Raw genomic sequence first — 16262 nt, forward strand, 5'->3', positions numbered from 1 at the left:
GGACGGGGCATTCTAGGCAGGCCACCCGGGGGCGGCCTACGGGCTTACACCAAGGCACAATGCGCGACCTTCCAGCCCCTTGGCGGCGCGTCCGTTCGCCGCCCGTCTTCCCATGAGCGTCCAGTGGTTCCCCGGTCATATGCACCTCACGCGCCAGGCCATCGCCGAGCGCGTGAAGTCCATCGACGTGGTGATCGAGATGCTGGACGCGCGCCTGCCGGGCTCCAGCGCCAACCCCCTGTTGGGGGAGCTCACCAAGAAGCGGCCCTCGCTCAAGGTGCTCAACAAGCAGGACCTGGCCGACCCCGAGCGCACCGCGCTCTGGCTGGCGCACTACAACGCCCAGCCCGGCACCCGCGCCATCCCGCTCGACGCGGGCGTGGTGGCGCCCGCGCGCGCGCTGATCGCGGCCTGCCGAGAACTCGCGCCGAACCGCGGCGGCATGGTCAAGCCGCTGCGGGTGCTGATCTGCGGCATTCCCAACGTGGGCAAGAGCACGCTCATCAATACCCTGGTCGGCAAACGCTCGGCCAAGACCGGTGACGAGGCCGGGGTGACCCGCACCGAGCAGCGCCTGGTGCTGGCCGACGACTTCTACCTCTACGACACGCCGGGCATGCTGTGGCCGCGCATCATCGTCCCGCAGAGTGGCTTTCACCTGGCGGCCAGCGGGGCGGTGGGCCGCAACGCCTACGACGACCAGGAGGTGGCGCTGGAGTTGCTGGACAACCTCAAGCTCGCCTATCCCGCGCTGCTGCTCGCGCGCTACGGCTTCGGCCTCACGGCCGAGGCGCTGGCCCAGGCGCCGGCGGAAGAACTGCTCGAAGCCATCGGCCGCCAGCGCGGCGCGCTGGTGAGCGGTGGGCGCGTGGACGCGCAGAAGGCCGCCGAGCTGGTGATCGGCGACTTCCGCGCCACGCTGATGGGGCGCATCACGCTGGAGACGCCCGAGCAGTACCTGCAATGGCTGCGCGCGGGACAGGCGGCGGACGCGCAACGCCGCCAGGAGCGGCTGCAGGAGCGGCGGCCGCCGCGCGGGCCGCGGCGGCGCTGAGGTGTCGCGGCCGCCGGGGCTTCATTGGCTGCAGGACAAGATCCACTGTCCGTTGGCGAAGATCACGCGGTCGTTCCCCCACACGGAAAACTGGATCTTCTCGCTGGTCGCGGCTTCGAAGTCCCGGGTGGCGCCTTGCTCCACCCAGGCATCGCTCCACACCGCCATCTCTGGCGTATAGGCCCGGTGGCCTATCCACCGCAGGTAGTAGGGCTTGAACTGGTTGGGCCCGGCATTGCCTATGTTGCCCGGCTCGGAACCCATGGGGTAGAACAAGGGGCCATCGCTGTTCGTGATCAGGGTGCCGCCCACGGTGTTGTTGGTGCCCTGGTTGGCGATGGGCCAGGTCCATTCCTGTCCGCAGGTGGACGAAAAGAAGAGCCGCGGCGTGAAGTAGAAGAACAACCGGGGCTTGGCCTTGTTCACGGTGAGCGTCCCGGTGTACGTGGTGCCGCCGACCACCGCCTGGATGGGCGTCGTGCCCGCGTGCAGGATGTGGATCTTTGAGCCGATGAGGGTGGCCACGTCCTGGCCCGCCTGCGGGAACTGGTACGACACCGGCGCGTTGCCCGGGATGCCCTGCGGTCGCGGGACGTCGAAGTCGGGGTCGCCAAAGGTGGCCACGATGTTGTCGAACACCCTGGCCTGGGCCGGCGTCACCGTCAAGGTGGCATCGATGGAGGCTTCTCGGAAGTTGTTGCTGGCCGCCTGGGTGGCGCGCAGGGTGGCCGTACCGGCCGCCAGGGGCACGACCTGGCCGTTCTGGATCTTGGCCACCACGGGTTGGCCCGGGGTTTGGACGATCTCGTAGCGCCAGTCGGTCGAGGGGTTGAGCGACGCCGCTGGCAGCAGCGGATAGGGATTCGAATCCATGCCCAGGGTGACCGCCGGGAAGGCCTGCAGCCGGGGGTCGGCGCCGATCACCGTCAGCGTGGTGCTCAGGTAGTCGCCGGTTTTGCCACAACTGATGGTGGTTTGGCCAACGCCCGTGGTTTCCCAATGGTCCTTGTCGTACGCCGCGCTGCCAAAAGGAACGCCCACGCCGCGCAGCACGTTCGGGTTGCTGGACATGAAATAGGGGCAGTAGCGGGGATCGTTGGCGGGGATGGGGTTCCCGGCGTCGTCGTAGGTCGGGGGCATGACCGGCTTGTCGCCGTACACCATCTGCCACGCCGGTCCCAGGTTGAGCGGGTGCGGGTTGACGTACTGGATCGCGATGTCGCGGTAGACGTCCGGGTTGTCGAGCTCCCATTCGAGGCCGTCGCCGAAGGGGCCGGCCACGTAGGTCAGCGCGAACCGGTAGCCTCCCGTGAGGGGGTGGTCGACCACCTTGAAGACGAATACGCCCTCTTGGCCGGGCGCCGCTGGCGGGGTGTACGACACCCGTTGGACGTTGCTGTCGGCGCGCCAGCCGGTCGAACTGCTGTACGAATAGACGCCGCCGCTCACCCCGCCGGGGAAATAGTTGACGCGGTAGCGCACCTCGAAGGTGTCGTTGGCGTGCAAGACCTGAGTGGGCCAGGAGGTGATCACGACGCCCGGCCGGCCATCGCTGATGGTGACGGACGCCGTGATGCTGGCGGCAGCATACGGTCCGCTGGCCGCTTGTGACACCTGCACCTGGACGGTGCCCGGTCCCTTGACCAGCAGATGCCCGCTCGGGCTGAGCTCGGCGATGTTGGGACTGTCCTGGCTCGGGAGGCTGTAGCTGATGGCGCCCGGGCTGTTCGAGCTCGCTTGCAGGGTGGTTTCAAAGGCGGTGGACGGGAGCGTCACGTTGGCCAGGCTCAGGCCGGATGGCGCCGCGATCACCGTCCAGGTGGCCGTGGCGATCACGGTGCCCGCGGCATTGGCGGCTTTGAGCTGGGTTTGGCCTAGGCCCTTGAGGGACACCTGGGGCTGGCCGCTGGTGCCCATGACGGTCGCCACAGCCGGGGCGCCGCTCGAGTAGGTCACCGGCTGGCCGCCCAGCTGGGGCGGCAGGTCGATGGGGACCGGGGTGTAGGCAATCTCCCTGTCGTTCAGGCCCGTGATCGCCGTCACCTCGAGCTCGGCCTCCGTGGTGCCGCCGTCGTAGGCGCCGAGCGGCCTCTGGGTGGCCACGATCGTGGTCTTGCCGACCGCTTTCACCGTGACCAGGCCTTGCTCGGTGATGCTGGCTACCGCGGTGGTCTTGTCCTTGAGGCTGTAGACGATGGTCGCCCCCTGGACGTTGGAGGTGGGCGGTGCGATCTGGAAGGACGGTACGCCGTATGCCACGCTGGCCAGTTGCCAAGGGTTGAAGCGGATGGGCTGGCCTTTCACCCTGATGGTGTAGCTGGCGCTGGCGGCTGGATAGGGCGGCGAGGCGGCCTGCGTGGCGACGATGGTGGTCTCGCCCGACAGCACGCCGCTGACCTGGCCCGTCTGGGCATTGACTGCGGCCACGGCGGTGTCGCCGCTGCGGTAGGTGACCGCGCCCGGGCTCAGGCGCACCGTGGCGGTCTGCGTGACCTGCGCACCCACCGGCACGTCCAACCGGGCCTGCGCGAACGACAGCTGCTGGACGTTGGTGATCGTGAGGTGGTTGATGCTCACGCCCGCGGCCCACGCGAAGGGGGAGGCGAGCAGGAGCAGCAGCCACCGCCAGGGCCGCTGGAGAAGGCCCTGGACGAGCGGCCGCGCGAACCAGGGAACGAAGCGAGGGACGAGGCGCATGTCAGAACCCCACGGCGTTGAAGCTGACCAGGGTGAGCGAGGCGTCGGCCATCACCACGACCACGGACACCGGCGTGGCCGAACCGGCGCCCGGATTGGGGAAGCGGTGGATGCCGATATGGAGTGCCCCGTCCTGCACCCAGACGAGCGGGCGGCCGTCGCTGCCCAGGTTGTTGGTGGGCAGGCCGTTGAAGCTCAGCTGCGCCACGTTCGCGGCGGGGGTGGGCAGCTTGATGATCAGGTCGTCGGGCGTGGCGGTCACGGTGGAGCCGCCCAGGCCGGCCTTGTCGAGGCTGGCCAGCACGAGGGGAACGGCCGTCAGGTCGACCTTGGCGAGCGCGCGCGAGGGCAGCTCGCGCGGGCGCTGAAAGACCTCGTCGAGGCGGCGCACATCGCGCGTCTGGCGCAGGCCCGTGCCGGCCGCGCAGCGCGCCGTGGGGTTGCTGCCCAGTGGAACGTCCACGCCGACCACCAGGCTGGTGCGGGCCTTCATGCCCGGGGCACCGCCGTCGCGTGCCAGCGCCACGTTCCACATGCCGTGGCGCACGCCGAACGAGAGGCGATCGCCCGCCACGCCGGTGTTGGCGTTGCCCTCCAACTGCCAGCAGCCTGGCAGGGAATGGGTATAGCCCAGGCCCGCGGTGGTGCGGCTGTCCTTTTCGCCCGAGCCGTCCTGGAAGTGGTAGCGCAGGGCTTCGCGGCCCAGCGAGAGCTTGAGCTCGGCGTTGGCCCAGGGGCGCAGGCCCATGCCCACGTTGAAGCCCTGCAGGCGGCCGGGCGCGATCTCGCGCGGGTCGACGAGGAAGCGGATGAGCGTGGGCGATTCCTCCACCATCACCGCGTCGGGCACGTCGGGCTTGCGCGCGCGGGCCATGTAGACGCTGCCGTTGAGCTGCGTGAGCCAGGCACCTTCATCGAAGCGTTTAATCACGCGCGCCAGCGCCGAGGCCTGGTCGACCGACACGTCGGCGGGGCCGGAATAGAACGGGTAGGTGTCGGTGTCGCGCAGCCAGCCCAGCGACAGGCCGACGTGCAGGTCCTTGCTGGGCGAGTACAGGCCGTTGAGCACGGCCTCCTGGTGCTCGATGCTGGCCATGAAGTTGCCGCCCACGGCCCACTGGTCGTTGAGCAGGCGGGCGTAGTCGACGCCGCCGCGCAGGCCGCGGCCGCCCCCCCAGTCGCGTCCGATGCTGGCGCTGAGCCGGGTGTCGCGTGATTCGCTGCTGTACTGGGCGCCCGAGTCGTTGAGGCTCAGGCCGCCGGCCTGCACCGCCGGGTGGGCTTGGCTGGCCTGCCCCGGTCGCCGGTCGGGCATGACCGGGCTGCCGTCCGCCGGGGGCCGGGGCGCCTTGGGCGAAGCGCCGAACGGGGAGGCGGCCGGGACGGGGGCCGCTGGGCCGGGATCGGCCTGGGCACAGCAGGGCGCGATGGCCAGCGGAGCCGCCAGGGCCGCCATGGCCCACGGTGGAAGCAAGGGACGAGGCATGGAGCGATCGATGAACAGTTGGTGGGGCACCGCCCGAAAGCGGTAGCGGGCGTCCACCAAGTTTCAGCCGATCGGCCTACTTTCTAGATACTCCCTTGGCACTAATTGATTAAGAATCCGTTGCGTCTGGCGGCCATGCCCGCACGTTCGCCGCCTGACCGGTTTTTTTACTGCCCGCCCAGGCCAATGAAGCTGGCCAGCTGCCCCGTGGGCATGGCGCCAGCCACGGTGCGGGCGCCATTGCCTTTCGGGTCGCGCGCCACGATGAAGGGCACCGATTCCGCACCCAGGCGCGTCAGCAGGGCCGTGTTGTGCTTGATGGCGGCTTCCAGTTCGGCCGGCACGCTGGCGGAAGCGGAAATGCCGCCCTGGCCGGTGCTCAGGCTTTTCTCGTGGGTCGCCATGGCCTCGGCCGGGTTGGCCGCGCCGAGAATGGCCGCCCCTTGGGGCAGGCTCTTGGCGTTGAGCAGGGCCACAGGCAGCCAGACGAAGCGCGCCTGGCGCAGCAGGGGCTGCGACGACTCCCACAGCGCGGCGCAGTGCGGGCACTGCGGGTCGAACAGCACATAAACGGTCTGGGCGGCCATCATGGCGCCCACGGTGAATCCCTTGCCTTCGGCGGCGAGCACCTGCAAGGCCTGGCTGTGGTCGATGGGTGGGGCCGGCGGCGCGGCATCGGGCTCGCGCGAACAGGCGGACAAAAAGCCCATGGCCGCAAAAGCGGCCATGGAGGAGAGGAGGGCGTGGCGGCGTTTCATGCCGCGATGGTAGTGCCGGATCAGTTGCTGAGGATGGCGTGGGCGATCAGGCCGGTGGCGGCGGCGATCAGCAGGAATTCGCCATTGACCTGCACCCAGTGGTGGCCGCGCGGCGGCTGGTACAGGCGCGGGTTGTGCTGCACCACGATGTAGCGGCCGCCGCGGTACTCGCGGGGCAGGTACTGGCCGCGCTGCCAGCGCGGGGCGGGGCCGTAGTAGTAGTGGTTGCGGTTCACGATGCGCACGTCGCGCGGACCGTGCTCGAAACGCGGGCCTCGGTCGAAACGCGGGCCTCGGTCGAAACGGGGGCCGCGGTCGTGGACATGCCGATCGACGTGGCGCTCGGCGCGCGGGCCGTCATGGCGAGAGAAGTGGCGGTGGTCGTCGCGGGCCAGGGCGGCGGTGCTCATGGCGAGCGTGGCGGTGGCGACGGCGATGGAGATCAGCGAACGGGCTTTCATCTCGGTCTCCTTTCGGGAGGTGTTGTTGAGCCTTCATCGTGCCCAGGCCGTGTATCGCGCCGGTAAACCGGTTGCGGCGCCACCGCAAAGATTGTGTGGGTTCAAGGCAGCACGTCGTGCCCCGACGGCGGTCCCGCGTGCTGCGCGTGCAGCTTGGCCGCGATGTACTCGCCGTGCGTGACGTGCAGCAGCCCCGCGACCTTGCGGATGACCGCGTTCTCGTGCACGTCCAGGTGGGCGTCGGCGTAGGCCACGGCCCACATGGCCTCCACCATGGCCACCTTCTGCGCGTGCGTGAAGCGCTCGTTGAGCAGGCGGGTGAAGCGCTGGTAGTCGTAGGCGGTGCGGGCGGTCTCGTGGGCCAGCTCGATCAGGCGCTGCAACTCGTCGTCACTGAGCTGGAACTGGCGGCGCAGGGCGCGCAGCACGGCGGCGTACTCGCCCTCGTGCACCTCGGGCGCGGCGCGCATCACCTCGACCAGCAGCACGGCGGTGGACAGCTGCAGGGTGTGCTCGTCGAGTGGCGTGTCCGCCGGGGCGGCGAGCTCGCCGGTGAGCCGCTCGATCAGGTCTTTGACGGTCTTGAACATGACATCTCCATGGCCAGGGATGGAGCGGGGTGACCGGCGGAGGTTCCGCGGTCCGGCGCGTCGCGCAGGCGACAGACCACGGTACGCGCGGCTCAGGGAAAACGCCAGACCCCCCTGGTGCGCGCGCCACGGCAGGCCTATAACCGCCGCTCGGAACAGCACCCGGCCCCCGAGCCGCCCCGCGGCTCACCCAGGAGACACGCCATGCACCTGCTTCGCGCGCGTTCGACCCGTTGGATTCCTTTGCTGGCCCTGTGGCCGGTGCTGGCCCTGGCCGACGGCGTGGCCGTGCGCTACGACGCCACTGCGGCCCCCTTCCCCAGCAACCGCTGGACGGTGCCCGACTTCGGCAACGCCACACTGCGCCGGGTGAACCTGCCCAAGCCCGACTGCGCCGCGCGGCCCAGCGACTGCGCCGACATCGACGTCATCAACACGCTGGACGGCTTTTCCACCCAGCCGCGTTTCACGGTGCCGTTCACGGGCGACATCGACCCGGCGTCGGTGGGCAGCGACAGCATCTACCTGGTCAACCTGGGCGACGTGCTCACCCTGCGCGGCTTCGGCCAGAAGGTGGGCATCAACCGCGTGGTGTGGGACCCGCCGAGCAAGACCCTGGCCTTCGAATCCGACGAGCTGCTGCAGGAGCGCTCGCGCTACCTGCTGGTGATCACGAACGGCGTGCGCGACGCCAGCGGCAAGAAGATCAAGTCGGCCAGCTTCCTGGACGGGCGCGACCCGCAGCAGCGCGAGTTGCGCGACGCGCTGCCGATGGCGCGCGGCGGCGGTCGCAACGTGGTGGCGGCCTCGCTGTTCACCACGCAGTCGGCCACCGGCGACCTGCTCAAGATCCAGCGGCGCATCAAGGCCAGCACGCCCGCGCCCATGAACTTCATGGTGGGCAACGGCGGCAGCGTGCGCGCGCTGTTCCCGGTGGCGGGGCTGCAGGGCATCCAGTTCAACCGCCAGACCGGCACGGCACCGGCGTTCACGCCCAGCTTCCTGCCCACGCCGGCCCTGCAGGTGGTGCCGGGCGCGGTGGGCCAGGTGGCCTACGGCCGTTTCGACTCGCCCTCGTACCAGAACGCCGCCAAGGTGATCCCCGCGACCGATACGCTGACCGGCGCGCCGCGCCTGCTGGGCAGCGAGACGCTGACGGCCCAGTTCTTCCTGCCCGCCGGACCCAAGCCGGCCATGGGCTGGCCGGTGGCGATCTTCGGCCACGGCTTCACCGACAGCATGTACGGCGCGCCCTGGACGGTGGCCTCGGTGCTGGCCTCGCAGGGCATCGCCACGGTGTCGATCAACGTGGTGGGCCACGGCGGCGGCGCCCTGGGCACGCTCAATGCGCTGCCCACCGTGGGCGCGCCGGTGCAGATCCCCGCCGGCGGGCGCGGCATCGACCAGGACGGCAACGGCAGCATCGACAGCACCGAGGGCGTGAACGCCGCCGCGCCGCAGACCATCGTCAGCAGCCGCGACGGCCTGCGCCAGACGGTGATCGACCTGATGCAGCTGGTGCGCCAGATCGAGGTCGGCGTCGACGCCGACGGCGACGGCGCGCCCGATCTCGACCCCGGCCGCATCTACTACGCCGGCCAGTCCTTCGGCGGCATCTACGGCACCATCCTGCTGGGCGTGGAGCGCAACATCAAGGCTGGCGTGCCCAACGTGCCGGGCGGCTCCATCACCGAGATCGCGCGCCTGAGCCCCGCCTTTCGCATCCTCACCGGCCTGAGCCTGGCCACGCGCCAGCCGGTGCTGCTGAACCTGCCGCCCACGCCCGAGCGGCCGGTGCCGCTGAACTTCGACGAGAACATCCCGCTGCGCGACCAGCCGCCGCTGGTCAACACCGTGCCGGGCGCCATGGCCATCGCCGAGCTGCTGGACCGCAACCAATGGGTGCAGCAGTCGGGCAACCCGGTGTCCTACGCCGAGCTGATCCGCCGCGACCCGCCGGCGGGCCACGCAGCCAAGCCCGTGATCGTGCAGTTCGCCAAGGGCGACGTGACCGTGCCCAACCCCACCAGCAGCGCCATCGTGCGCGCGGGCGGGCTCAAAGACCGCGTCACCTACTACCGCAACGACCTGGCCTTCGCCGCCAATCCGGGCATCCCCAAGAACCCGCACACCTTCCTCACCAACATCGGCATCGCGGCGGCCGCGCCGCTGGCGGTGGCGGCGCAGACCCAGATCGCGGTCTTCTTCGCCAGCCACGGCGCGACGGTGATCGACCCCGACGCCGGCGGGCCGCTGTTCGAGGTGCCTATCCAGGGCGATCTGCCGGAGGGGCTGAACTTCATCCCCTGAACCGGCCGTGCGCGGGGCGGCGGTACAGTCGCTGCCCCATGCCCCACGCCGTCTCCCGCCTGCGCGCCGCGCGCCTGGCCGCCAGCTCCAAGTCCTTCGTCGCGCGCGGCTCCGCGCCCGGGCGCTGCGCGCGCTGCCGGCTTTTTTCCCCTTACTGCATCTGCGACCTGCGCCCGCGCGTGGACACGCGCGCCGGCGTCTGCCTGCTGATGGGCGACATCGAGGCGCTCAAGCCCAGCAACACCGGCTGGCTGATCGCCGACCTGGTGGCCGACACCTGGGCCTTTGCCTGGTCGCGCACGGTCATCGACCCCGCGCTCATCGCCCTGCTGAACGACCCGCAGTGGCAGCCCTGCGTGGTGTTCCCCGGCGAATTCGTGGACCCGGCGCGCGTGATCACCGCGCCGCCGCCGGCCGCTGCCGCCACCGCCGGCGCACCCGCGCGGCGCCCGCTGTTCGTGCTGCTCGACGGCACCTGGTCCGAGGCGCGCAAGATGTTCAACAAGAGCCGCTACCTCGACCCCTTCCCGGTGCTGAGCCTGCACCCCGACCACCCCTCGAACTACCGCCTGCGCCGCGCCGCGCGCGCCGACCACTTCTGCACCGCCGAGGTGGCGGCCCTGTGCCTGGCCCTGGCGGGCGAGGCGCGCGCGGCCGAGGCCCTGGCCGCCTGGCTGGACGTGTTCAGCGAGCACTACCTCAAAGGCAAGCAGAACCGGCCGGTGGACCGGAACGGGCCGGCGCACCAGCGGCTCAGGGCGCTGACCCCGGGCGCGGCCGGCTAGCCGCAGCGCACCAGCGCGTGGCCGCCGGGCGCGGCCACGCCGGTGAGCCGTTCCAGCACCTCGGCGGGCGGGTCCGGGTCCTTCGATCCGGCTTCGGCACCCGCGCGCAGGCGGACCACGTCGCCCACCCGCAGCCGCAGCGCCTCGGGGGCGGTGGCCACCCAGACCGGGGCGTACCAGTCGCCGCCGTCCAACACCTTGAGCTGGCAGCCCAGGCGCAGCACGCGGCCAGCGGCCAGGTCGCTGTCGCGCAGGGCGTCCAGGCGGCGCAGGCCGGCCTGGGCGAAGTCGAAGGCCCAGGCCGGTGCCGGCCCGCGCAGCTTCACGCGCCACTGGCCGGGCGGCGCGCCCGGCGCCTGGCAGGGCGCACCGGGCCGGGGGCTCAGGGCGGAGGCCGCGGCCTCGCCCAGCGCGCTGGCGCTGCCCGCATAGACGCCGTGCCAGCGCGGCGCCGCCCCGCCGTCCACGGCCGGCCAGGCCGCGCGCAGCCCGCGCACGTCCACCACGCTGCCGCTGGCCAGGCGCAGGCCGGCCGGGGCGAGCACCGTCACCGTGAGCCAGCGCATGCCCGAGGCCTGCGCGGCGTCCGGCAGCCCGCACTCGCCTTCGAACAGCCGGCCTTCCTCGAGTTCGCGCCGGGTCACGCCGGCGCGCAGGGCCGCGTACAGCTCGGGGTGGCCGTCGCGCACGCCGTGGCGGTCCTTCACCACGTCCAGCACCTGGGCGCGCGTCAGGCCGCCGGCGCGGGGCGCGGTCTCGCAGCCGGCGAGGGCGGCGCAGGCCACCCACAGGGCGGCGGTGGCCGCCAGCCGGTCGGCGGCGCGCGCGGCCGGCGGGGCGAGGGGGTGGGCGGGCGGTGTCATGTCCGGTGGCGCATCCAGCGGTGGCGTTCCAGGAAGGGGCGGTAGCGCTGCGCCACGGTCAGCGGCGCCTCCATCATGGGCAAGTGTCCCAAACGGTCCAGCACCTGGATGTCCGCATCGGGACGTTGCCAGCGCAGCGTGCGCGCGCCCGATACGTGGAACACGCGGTCGCGCCGTCCCCACAGCACCAGCAGCGGCGCCGGCACCCGCGCGAGGCGCTGCTCCAGCAGGTAGCGGTCGGCCAGGTGTTCGCGCCAGAGGCGGTGGTTGGAGGGGGCGCGGCGGATCGCGTCCTCGCGCGCGGCGCGCAGGATGGGCCAGGGCAGCCAGGGCCGCTGCCCGAACAGGCGCGCCAGCAGCGCGTCGAACTCCGCCGCGTCGTGCGCGATCAGCGGGGTCTGTCCGGCGTCGATCAGCCGGTCGGTCTCGCTGGGGCGCGGCGAGCGCAGTCCGTGCGGCGCGCCGATGAACGCCAGCGAGGCGACGCGGCCCGGGTATTCCCCGGCCAGCAGGGCCCCCAGCGCGCCGCCCATGGAGCTGCCGGCCACGTGCGCGCGCTGCACGCCGATGGCGTCCATGAAAGCGCGCAGCCGCTCCACCTGCTCGGCGTAGCCGTAGCGCTGGTCCTCGTGCCGCTCGCTGGCGCCGAAGCCGGGCAGGTCGGGCACGACCACGCGGTGGTGCGGGGTCAGCCGGCGCGCCAGGTCCACCCAATGGTCCTTCTCGGCGAAGATGCCGTGCAACAGCAGCACGGGCTCGCCGCGCCCGCCCTCCAGATAATGCAGGCCGTGCCCCGCCACCCGGACCTCGCGCGCCGCAAGGCCCGCGAGCCGGCGGTTCAGATTCACCAGAGGAGACTTGAGCACATGCGACAGCCCGCTCTTCGCGGTGTGGACGACGCCGGCCTGCGCGGCCAGGTTCAGCGCCCAGTGGTGGGCGGTGCGGATCGACAACTCGTTCTCCTGTGGTGTGGGTGGATGAAGCCGCCACGGTACGGGCGGCTGGCGCGCCTGTCTTGGAGGTTTGGGCTGTGTTGATCGGCAACGCGCTCACCCTGTGCGCCGACAAGGCGCTCTACCTGGGCGAGATCCCCGCCACCGGCTGGCACCGCCACGCCGCGCCGGTGCTGCTGCTGGGCTTGTCGGGGCGTTTTCGCCTGCTGTTGCCGAAAGGGCGCGAGGAGAGCTGCCACAGCGCCTTGATCGACGCCGGCGTGGAGCACGTGTTCGATCCGCAAGGCGAGCGCGTGGCGCTGATGTACCTGGAGCCCGACGCGCCCGAGGTGCGCCGCCTGCGGCGGGTGTTCGCGGCCCAGGGTCCCGTCATCGGCGAGCCGGTGCCGCGCGCGCGCATCCGCTGGCACACCGAGCAGCGCCTGCACAGCTTCGACCTGCCCACGCTGCTGGGGCCGGGTGGCCTGCCGCCCCTGGCCAGCGTGGACCCGCGCGTGCTGAGCAGCCTGCGGCGCCTGCGCGAAGCGGGCGAGGGCGTGCCCGACCGCGAGGCGCTGGCGCGCGCGGCGCACCTGTCGGCCTCGCGCTTCAACCACCTGTTCAGCGAGGCGCTGGGCGTGAGCTTTCGCAGCTACCGCATCTGGACGCAGGTGCGCCGCGCCATGGCCGCCTACCGGCCCGACGGCAGCCTGACCGAGGCCGCGCTGGACGGCGCCTTCGCCGATTCGGCCCACTTCAGCCGCATGTTCCGCCACACCTTCGGCATGACGCCCTCCAGCGTGTTGCGGCCGCTGCGCGCGGTGAACGTGCTGGACTGAAGGGGCGCGGCCTCAGGGCACGAAGCGGTAGCCGATGCCCGTTTCCGTGAGCAGGTGCCGGGGCATGGCCGGGTGCTGCTCGATCTTCTTGCGCAGGTTGGCCATGTGCACGCGCACGTAGTGCGTGTCCTCGCGGTGGCCGGGGCCCCAGACGGCCTGCAGCAGCTGGGCGTGCGTGACCACGCGCTCGGGCTGGCTGGCCAGGTGGGTGAGCAGCTTGTATTCGATGGGCGTCAGGCGCAGCGGCTCGCCCGCGCGCTGCACCTGGTGGCGCGCCAGGTCGATTTCCACGTCGCCGAAACGCAGTACCGATTCGCCGGCCGGCGTCTGCGCCCGGTGGCGGCGCAGCTGCGCGCGCACGCGCGCCATCAGCTCGCCCGAGCCGAAGGGCTTGACGAGGTAGTCGTCGGCGCCCGCGTCCAGCGCTTCGATCTTGCTGGCCTCGGCGCTGCGCGCCGAGAGCACGATCACCGGCACCGCCGACCACTGCCGCAAGTCGCGGATCAGGTCCACGCCGTCGCCGTCGGGCAGGCCCAGGTCCAGCACCACCAGGTCGGGGCGGCGCGTGCCGGCCTCGATCAGTCCGCGCTGCAGGGTGGCGGCCTCGTGCACCTCATGGCCCTCGGCCTGCAGCGTGAGCCGCACGAAGCGGCGGATGTCGTTCTCGTCCTCGACGATCAGGATCTGCGGGGCGTGGGTGCTCATGGTGAAACCTTGGCGCGGCGCGCTGCGGTGCGAACCCCTTCGGGCGGTCGGGCGGTGCTCATGGCGGCGGATTGTCGGCCGGCGGCGGCGTGCCGCGCGGCAGCGTGATCTCGATGCGCGCGCCCTCCACGCGGCCCTCGCGGGTGCGGTTGTGGCCCTCGATGCGCCCGCCGTGCGCCTCCACGATGGCGCGACCGATGGCCAGGCCCAGGCCGACGCCGGGCGTGGCGCTTTCGCGCGCGCCGCGCTCGAACTTCTCGAACACGCGCGCCTCCTGCCCGCGCGGCAGGCCGGGACCGTGGTCGTCCACGCGCAGGCGCACCGCCTCGGCGTCGGCCTCGGCCCACAGGCGGATGGCGGAGCCGGGCGGCGTGTACTTGGCGGCGTTCTCCAGCAGGTTCACCAGCACCCGCTCCATCAGCACGGCGTCGAACTGCAGCAGCGGCAGGTCGGCCGGCAGATCGACCTGGATCGCGCGGCCGTGCAGCGCGTCGCCGCAGGCGGCCAGGGCGCTGCCCACCACCTCTTCCAGCGGTTGCCAGGCGCGCTGCAGCGGCACGGCGCCGGCCTGCAGGCGCGCCATGTCCAGCAGGTTGTTCACCAGCGCCGCCATGCGCCGCGCCGACTGGGCAATGGCCTCGGCCAACTCGGCCTGCGCGGGCGACAGCGCCGGCGGCGTCAGGCGCAGCGCCTCGCCCAGGCCCACCAGCGAGGCCAGCGGCGTGCGCAGGTCGTGCGAAATGGCGGCGAGCAGCGAGTTGCGCAGCCGCTCCGATTCGATCTGCACCGTGCTGTGCTGCGCCACCTCGATGTAGTGGATGCGCTCCAGCGAGATGGCCAGCAGCGAGGCGCAGGCCCCCAGCGCCCGGCGCTGTTCGGTGTCCAGCGCGCGCGCGCCGCCGGGGTCGAGCACCAGCGCGCCGCGCACGCGCATGGGTGCCTTCAGCGGCACCACCAGCGTGGCGCTGGCGGGCAGGGTGTCGGTGCCGCGGCCGGCGGGCTCGCCGCGCTCGAAGGCCCACTGCGCCACCGCCATGTCCACCGGCGCCTGCCCGCCGGGCAGGGGCTGCAGCCGGTCGTTCAGGTCGGCCGCGAGCAAGGTGCTGGGCATGCCGAATTCGGCCCGCACGAAGCGCGCGCCGATGTCGGCCACCTGCTCGGGCAGCAGCGCGGCGGACAGGTCGCGCGACATGTCGTGCAGCGCGCGCACGCGCCGCTCGCGCCGCGTGGCGGCGTCGGCCTGCTGGCGCAGCACGGCGGTGAGCTGGCCGATGGCCAGGGCCACCACCAGCATCACGCCGAAGGTGACGAGGTACTGCACGTCGCTCACCGCGAGCGTGAAGCGCGGCGGCACGAAGTAGAAGTCGAACAGCGCCACGCCCAGGAAGGCCGCCAGCACCGCCGGGCCGCGGCCGTAGCGCAGCGCGATGGCCACCACGATGAGCAGGAAGATCATCACGATGTTGCTGAGCTCCAGCACCGGGATCAGCGGCGTGGCCAGCACGGCGGTGAGCGCGCAGGCCAGGCCGGCGGCGAGGTAGCCGGGCCAGCGCGGGCCACGCGGCGGTTCGGCCGCAGGGGCGGCGCCCTCGCGTTCGCGCGCGCCGGACGGCTCGGCCACCTGCAGCAGCTCCAGGTCGCCGGCCACCGCCGCGATGCGCTCGGCCAGCGGGCGCGACCAGGGCCGGCGCCGGCGCGCGCGGCCCAGCACCAGCCGGCTGAGGTTGTGTTCGCGCGCGTGGCGCACCAGCGCGGCGGCCGGGTCGCGGTCGCTGAAGCTGCTCACGCTGGCGCCCAGCGACTCGGCCAGGTCCAGCGCCTTTTGCGTGGCGGCGCTGGGCTCGCGCGAGAGCGCCTGCACGTGCACCGCGTGCCAGGGCAGGTCCAGCTGCGCGGCCATGCGCGCGGCGCAGCGCACCACCTTGTCGGCCGCCGGTCCCGGGCCCACGCAGGCCAGCAGCGACTCGCGGTTGGGCCACACCGGGCGCACCGCGCCGGCCTGGCGAAAGGCGCGCACCTCGTCGTCCACGCGGTCGGCGGTGCGGCGCAGGGCCAGCTCGCGCAGGGCCAGCAGGTTGCCCTTGCGGAAGAAGTGGGCGGCGGCGCGCTCGGCGCGCTGGTCGTCGCCACCGCCTTCCCGGGTGGGCAGGTACACCTTGCCGCTGTGCAGGCGCTCCAGCAGCTCATCGGGCGGCAGGTCGACGACGACGACCTCGTCGGCCTCGTCGAACAGGCGGTCGGGCACGGTCTCCCACACGCGCACGCCGGTGATGCCGCTGACCACGTCGTTCAGGCTGTCGAGGTGCTGCACGTTCATCGTGGTCCACACGTCGATGCCGGTGGCCAGCAGTTCCTCGGCGTCCTGCCAGCGCTTGGGGTGGCGCGAGCCGGGCGCGTTGCTGTGCGCGAACTCGTCGAGCAACACCAGGCCGTCGGGGTGCCGGGCGCCGAAGGCCAGCGCGGCGTCGAGGTCGAACTCGCGCAGCGTGTGGCCCTTGTGCGCCACCTCGCGCAGCGGCAGGCGCGGCAGGCCCTGGGTGAGGGCCTGGGTCTCGGGCCGGCCGTGGGTTTCCACCACGCCGATGGTCACCGGCGTGCCCTCGGCCTGGGCAGCGCGGGCGGCCGACAGCATGGCGTAGGTCTTGCCCACGCCGGCCGAGGCGCCGAAGAAGATCTTCAGGCGCCCCCGCCGCGCCCGGTCTTCGCCGGCCCGCACCTGCGCGAGCAGGATGTCGGGGTCGGGTCGCTGCGGGGCGTCGTTCATGGAAAAACCTTCGCGCGG

The 16262-nt window shown here is 72.2% G+C and carries 13 protein-coding genes; 4 read left to right on the forward strand and 9 right to left on the reverse strand.

The window, feature by feature from the left end; all coding sequences use genetic code 11:
* The first annotated feature begins 112 nt into the window (after window positions 1-112).
* Window positions 113-1054, forward strand: coding sequence for a ribosome biogenesis GTPase YlqF (gene ylqF, locus JNX00_RS07805; RefSeq protein WP_204744599.1), 942 nt, complete (start codon window positions 113-115; stop codon window positions 1052-1054).
* A 21-nt stretch (window positions 1055-1075) separates the two neighbouring features.
* Here ylqF and JNX00_RS07810 read toward each other — a convergent pair whose 3' ends face one another.
* From JNX00_RS07810 to JNX00_RS07830, 5 genes are all read right to left on the reverse strand, one after another.
* Complete coding sequence (locus JNX00_RS07810; protein WP_204744600.1) at window positions 1076-3751, reverse strand: Ig-like domain-containing protein; 2676 nt, start codon at window positions 3749-3751, stop codon at window positions 1076-1078.
* Window position 3752: 1 nt separating this feature from the next.
* On the reverse strand, window positions 3753-5066 hold the full coding sequence (locus JNX00_RS07815; protein WP_204744602.1) for a hypothetical protein: 1314 nt from the start codon (window positions 5064-5066) through the stop codon (window positions 3753-3755).
* Window positions 5067-5404: 338 nt separating this feature from the next.
* Window positions 5405-5995: a thioredoxin fold domain-containing protein gene (locus tag JNX00_RS07820; RefSeq protein WP_070400554.1), complete on the reverse strand. Its 591-nt coding sequence runs from the start codon at window positions 5993-5995 to the stop codon at window positions 5405-5407.
* A 20-nt stretch (window positions 5996-6015) separates the two neighbouring features.
* Window positions 6016-6456, reverse strand: coding sequence for an RcnB family protein (locus JNX00_RS07825; RefSeq protein ID WP_204744603.1), 441 nt, complete (start codon window positions 6454-6456; stop codon window positions 6016-6018).
* Window positions 6457-6557: 101 nt separating this feature from the next.
* On the reverse strand, window positions 6558-7046 hold the full coding sequence (locus JNX00_RS07830; RefSeq protein ID WP_204744604.1) for a TerB family tellurite resistance protein: 489 nt from the start codon (window positions 7044-7046) through the stop codon (window positions 6558-6560).
* Between the two features lie 204 nt (window positions 7047-7250).
* On the opposite strand from JNX00_RS07830, the gene JNX00_RS07835 reads away from it, so the two are divergent.
* Both JNX00_RS07835 and JNX00_RS07840 read left to right on the forward strand, forming a co-directional pair.
* The gene (locus JNX00_RS07835; RefSeq protein WP_204744605.1) at window positions 7251-9356 is read left to right on the forward strand and encodes an Ig-like domain-containing protein; all 2106 of its coding nucleotides are present in this window, start codon (window positions 7251-7253) and stop codon (window positions 9354-9356) included.
* Between the two features lie 38 nt (window positions 9357-9394).
* A complete protein-coding gene (locus JNX00_RS07840) occupies window positions 9395-10141 on the forward strand; it encodes a DTW domain-containing protein (RefSeq protein ID WP_204744606.1) in 747 nt (248 codons plus the stop codon).
* Here the strand turns inward: JNX00_RS07840 and JNX00_RS07845 are convergent.
* Both JNX00_RS07845 and JNX00_RS07850 read right to left on the reverse strand, forming a co-directional pair.
* Window positions 10138-11004 carry a hypothetical protein gene (locus JNX00_RS07845; RefSeq protein ID WP_204744607.1) on the reverse strand — a complete coding sequence of 289 codons (867 nt, stop codon included), beginning with the start codon at window positions 11002-11004 and terminating at the stop codon, window positions 10138-10140. The two genes, JNX00_RS07840 and JNX00_RS07845, sit on opposite strands and share 4 nt — an antisense overlap.
* On the reverse strand, window positions 11001-11957 hold the full coding sequence (locus JNX00_RS07850; protein WP_070400548.1) for an alpha/beta fold hydrolase: 957 nt from the start codon (window positions 11955-11957) through the stop codon (window positions 11001-11003). Before JNX00_RS07850 ends, JNX00_RS07845 begins: the two co-directional genes overlap by 4 nt.
* A gap of 77 nt (window positions 11958-12034) precedes the next feature.
* Here JNX00_RS07850 and JNX00_RS07855 point away from each other — a divergent pair, with 77 nt between their 5' ends.
* On the forward strand, window positions 12035-12775 hold the full coding sequence (locus tag JNX00_RS07855) for an AraC family transcriptional regulator (RefSeq protein WP_204744608.1): 741 nt from the start codon (window positions 12035-12037) through the stop codon (window positions 12773-12775).
* 12 nt (window positions 12776-12787) lie between these two features.
* Here the strand turns inward: JNX00_RS07855 and kdpE are convergent, their stop codons facing one another.
* Together kdpE and JNX00_RS07865 are read right to left on the reverse strand one after the other, a co-directional pair.
* Window positions 12788-13480, reverse strand: coding sequence for a two-component system response regulator KdpE (gene kdpE / locus JNX00_RS07860; RefSeq protein WP_204744609.1), 693 nt, complete (start codon window positions 13478-13480; stop codon window positions 12788-12790).
* Window positions 13481-13538: 58 nt separating this feature from the next.
* Entirely contained in the window at window positions 13539-16244 is a 2706-nt protein-coding gene (locus JNX00_RS07865) for a DUF4118 domain-containing protein (protein ID WP_204744610.1), read from the reverse strand.
* Between the last annotated feature and the right edge of the window lie 18 nt (window positions 16245-16262).

Origin of the sequence: Hydrogenophaga sp. YM1 (genome assembly GCF_016903055.1) — a bacterium.
GTDB lineage: Bacteria > Pseudomonadota > Gammaproteobacteria > Burkholderiales > Burkholderiaceae_C > Hydrogenophaga > Hydrogenophaga borbori.

Excerpts from the sequence above, each read along its gene's own strand:
- ylqF (WP_204744599.1), top strand. The coding sequence starts at position 113 with ATGAGCGTCCAGTGGTTCCCCGGTCATATGCACCTCACGCGCCAGGCC.
- JNX00_RS07810 (WP_204744600.1), bottom strand. The coding sequence starts at position 3,751 with ATGCGCCTCGTCCCTCGCTTCGTTCCCTGGTTCGCGCGGCCGCTCGTC.
- JNX00_RS07815 (WP_204744602.1), bottom strand. The coding sequence starts at position 5,066 with ATGCCCGACCGGCGACCGGGGCAGGCCAGCCAAGCCCACCCGGCGGTG.
- JNX00_RS07820 (WP_070400554.1), bottom strand. The coding sequence starts at position 5,995 with ATGAAACGCCGCCACGCCCTCCTCTCCTCCATGGCCGCTTTTGCGGCC.
- JNX00_RS07825 (WP_204744603.1), bottom strand. The coding sequence starts at position 6,456 with ATGAAAGCCCGTTCGCTGATCTCCATCGCCGTCGCCACCGCCACGCTC.
- JNX00_RS07830 (WP_204744604.1), bottom strand. The coding sequence starts at position 7,046 with ATGTTCAAGACCGTCAAAGACCTGATCGAGCGGCTCACCGGCGAGCTC.
- JNX00_RS07835 (WP_204744605.1), top strand. The coding sequence starts at position 7,251 with ATGCACCTGCTTCGCGCGCGTTCGACCCGTTGGATTCCTTTGCTGGCC.
- JNX00_RS07840 (WP_204744606.1), top strand. The coding sequence starts at position 9,395 with ATGCCCCACGCCGTCTCCCGCCTGCGCGCCGCGCGCCTGGCCGCCAGC.
- JNX00_RS07845 (WP_204744607.1), bottom strand. The coding sequence starts at position 11,004 with ATGACACCGCCCGCCCACCCCCTCGCCCCGCCGGCCGCGCGCGCCGCC.
- kdpE (WP_204744609.1), bottom strand. The coding sequence starts at position 13,480 with ATGAGCACCCACGCCCCGCAGATCCTGATCGTCGAGGACGAGAACGAC.
- JNX00_RS07865 (WP_204744610.1), bottom strand. The coding sequence starts at position 16,244 with ATGAACGACGCCCCGCAGCGACCCGACCCCGACATCCTGCTCGCGCAG.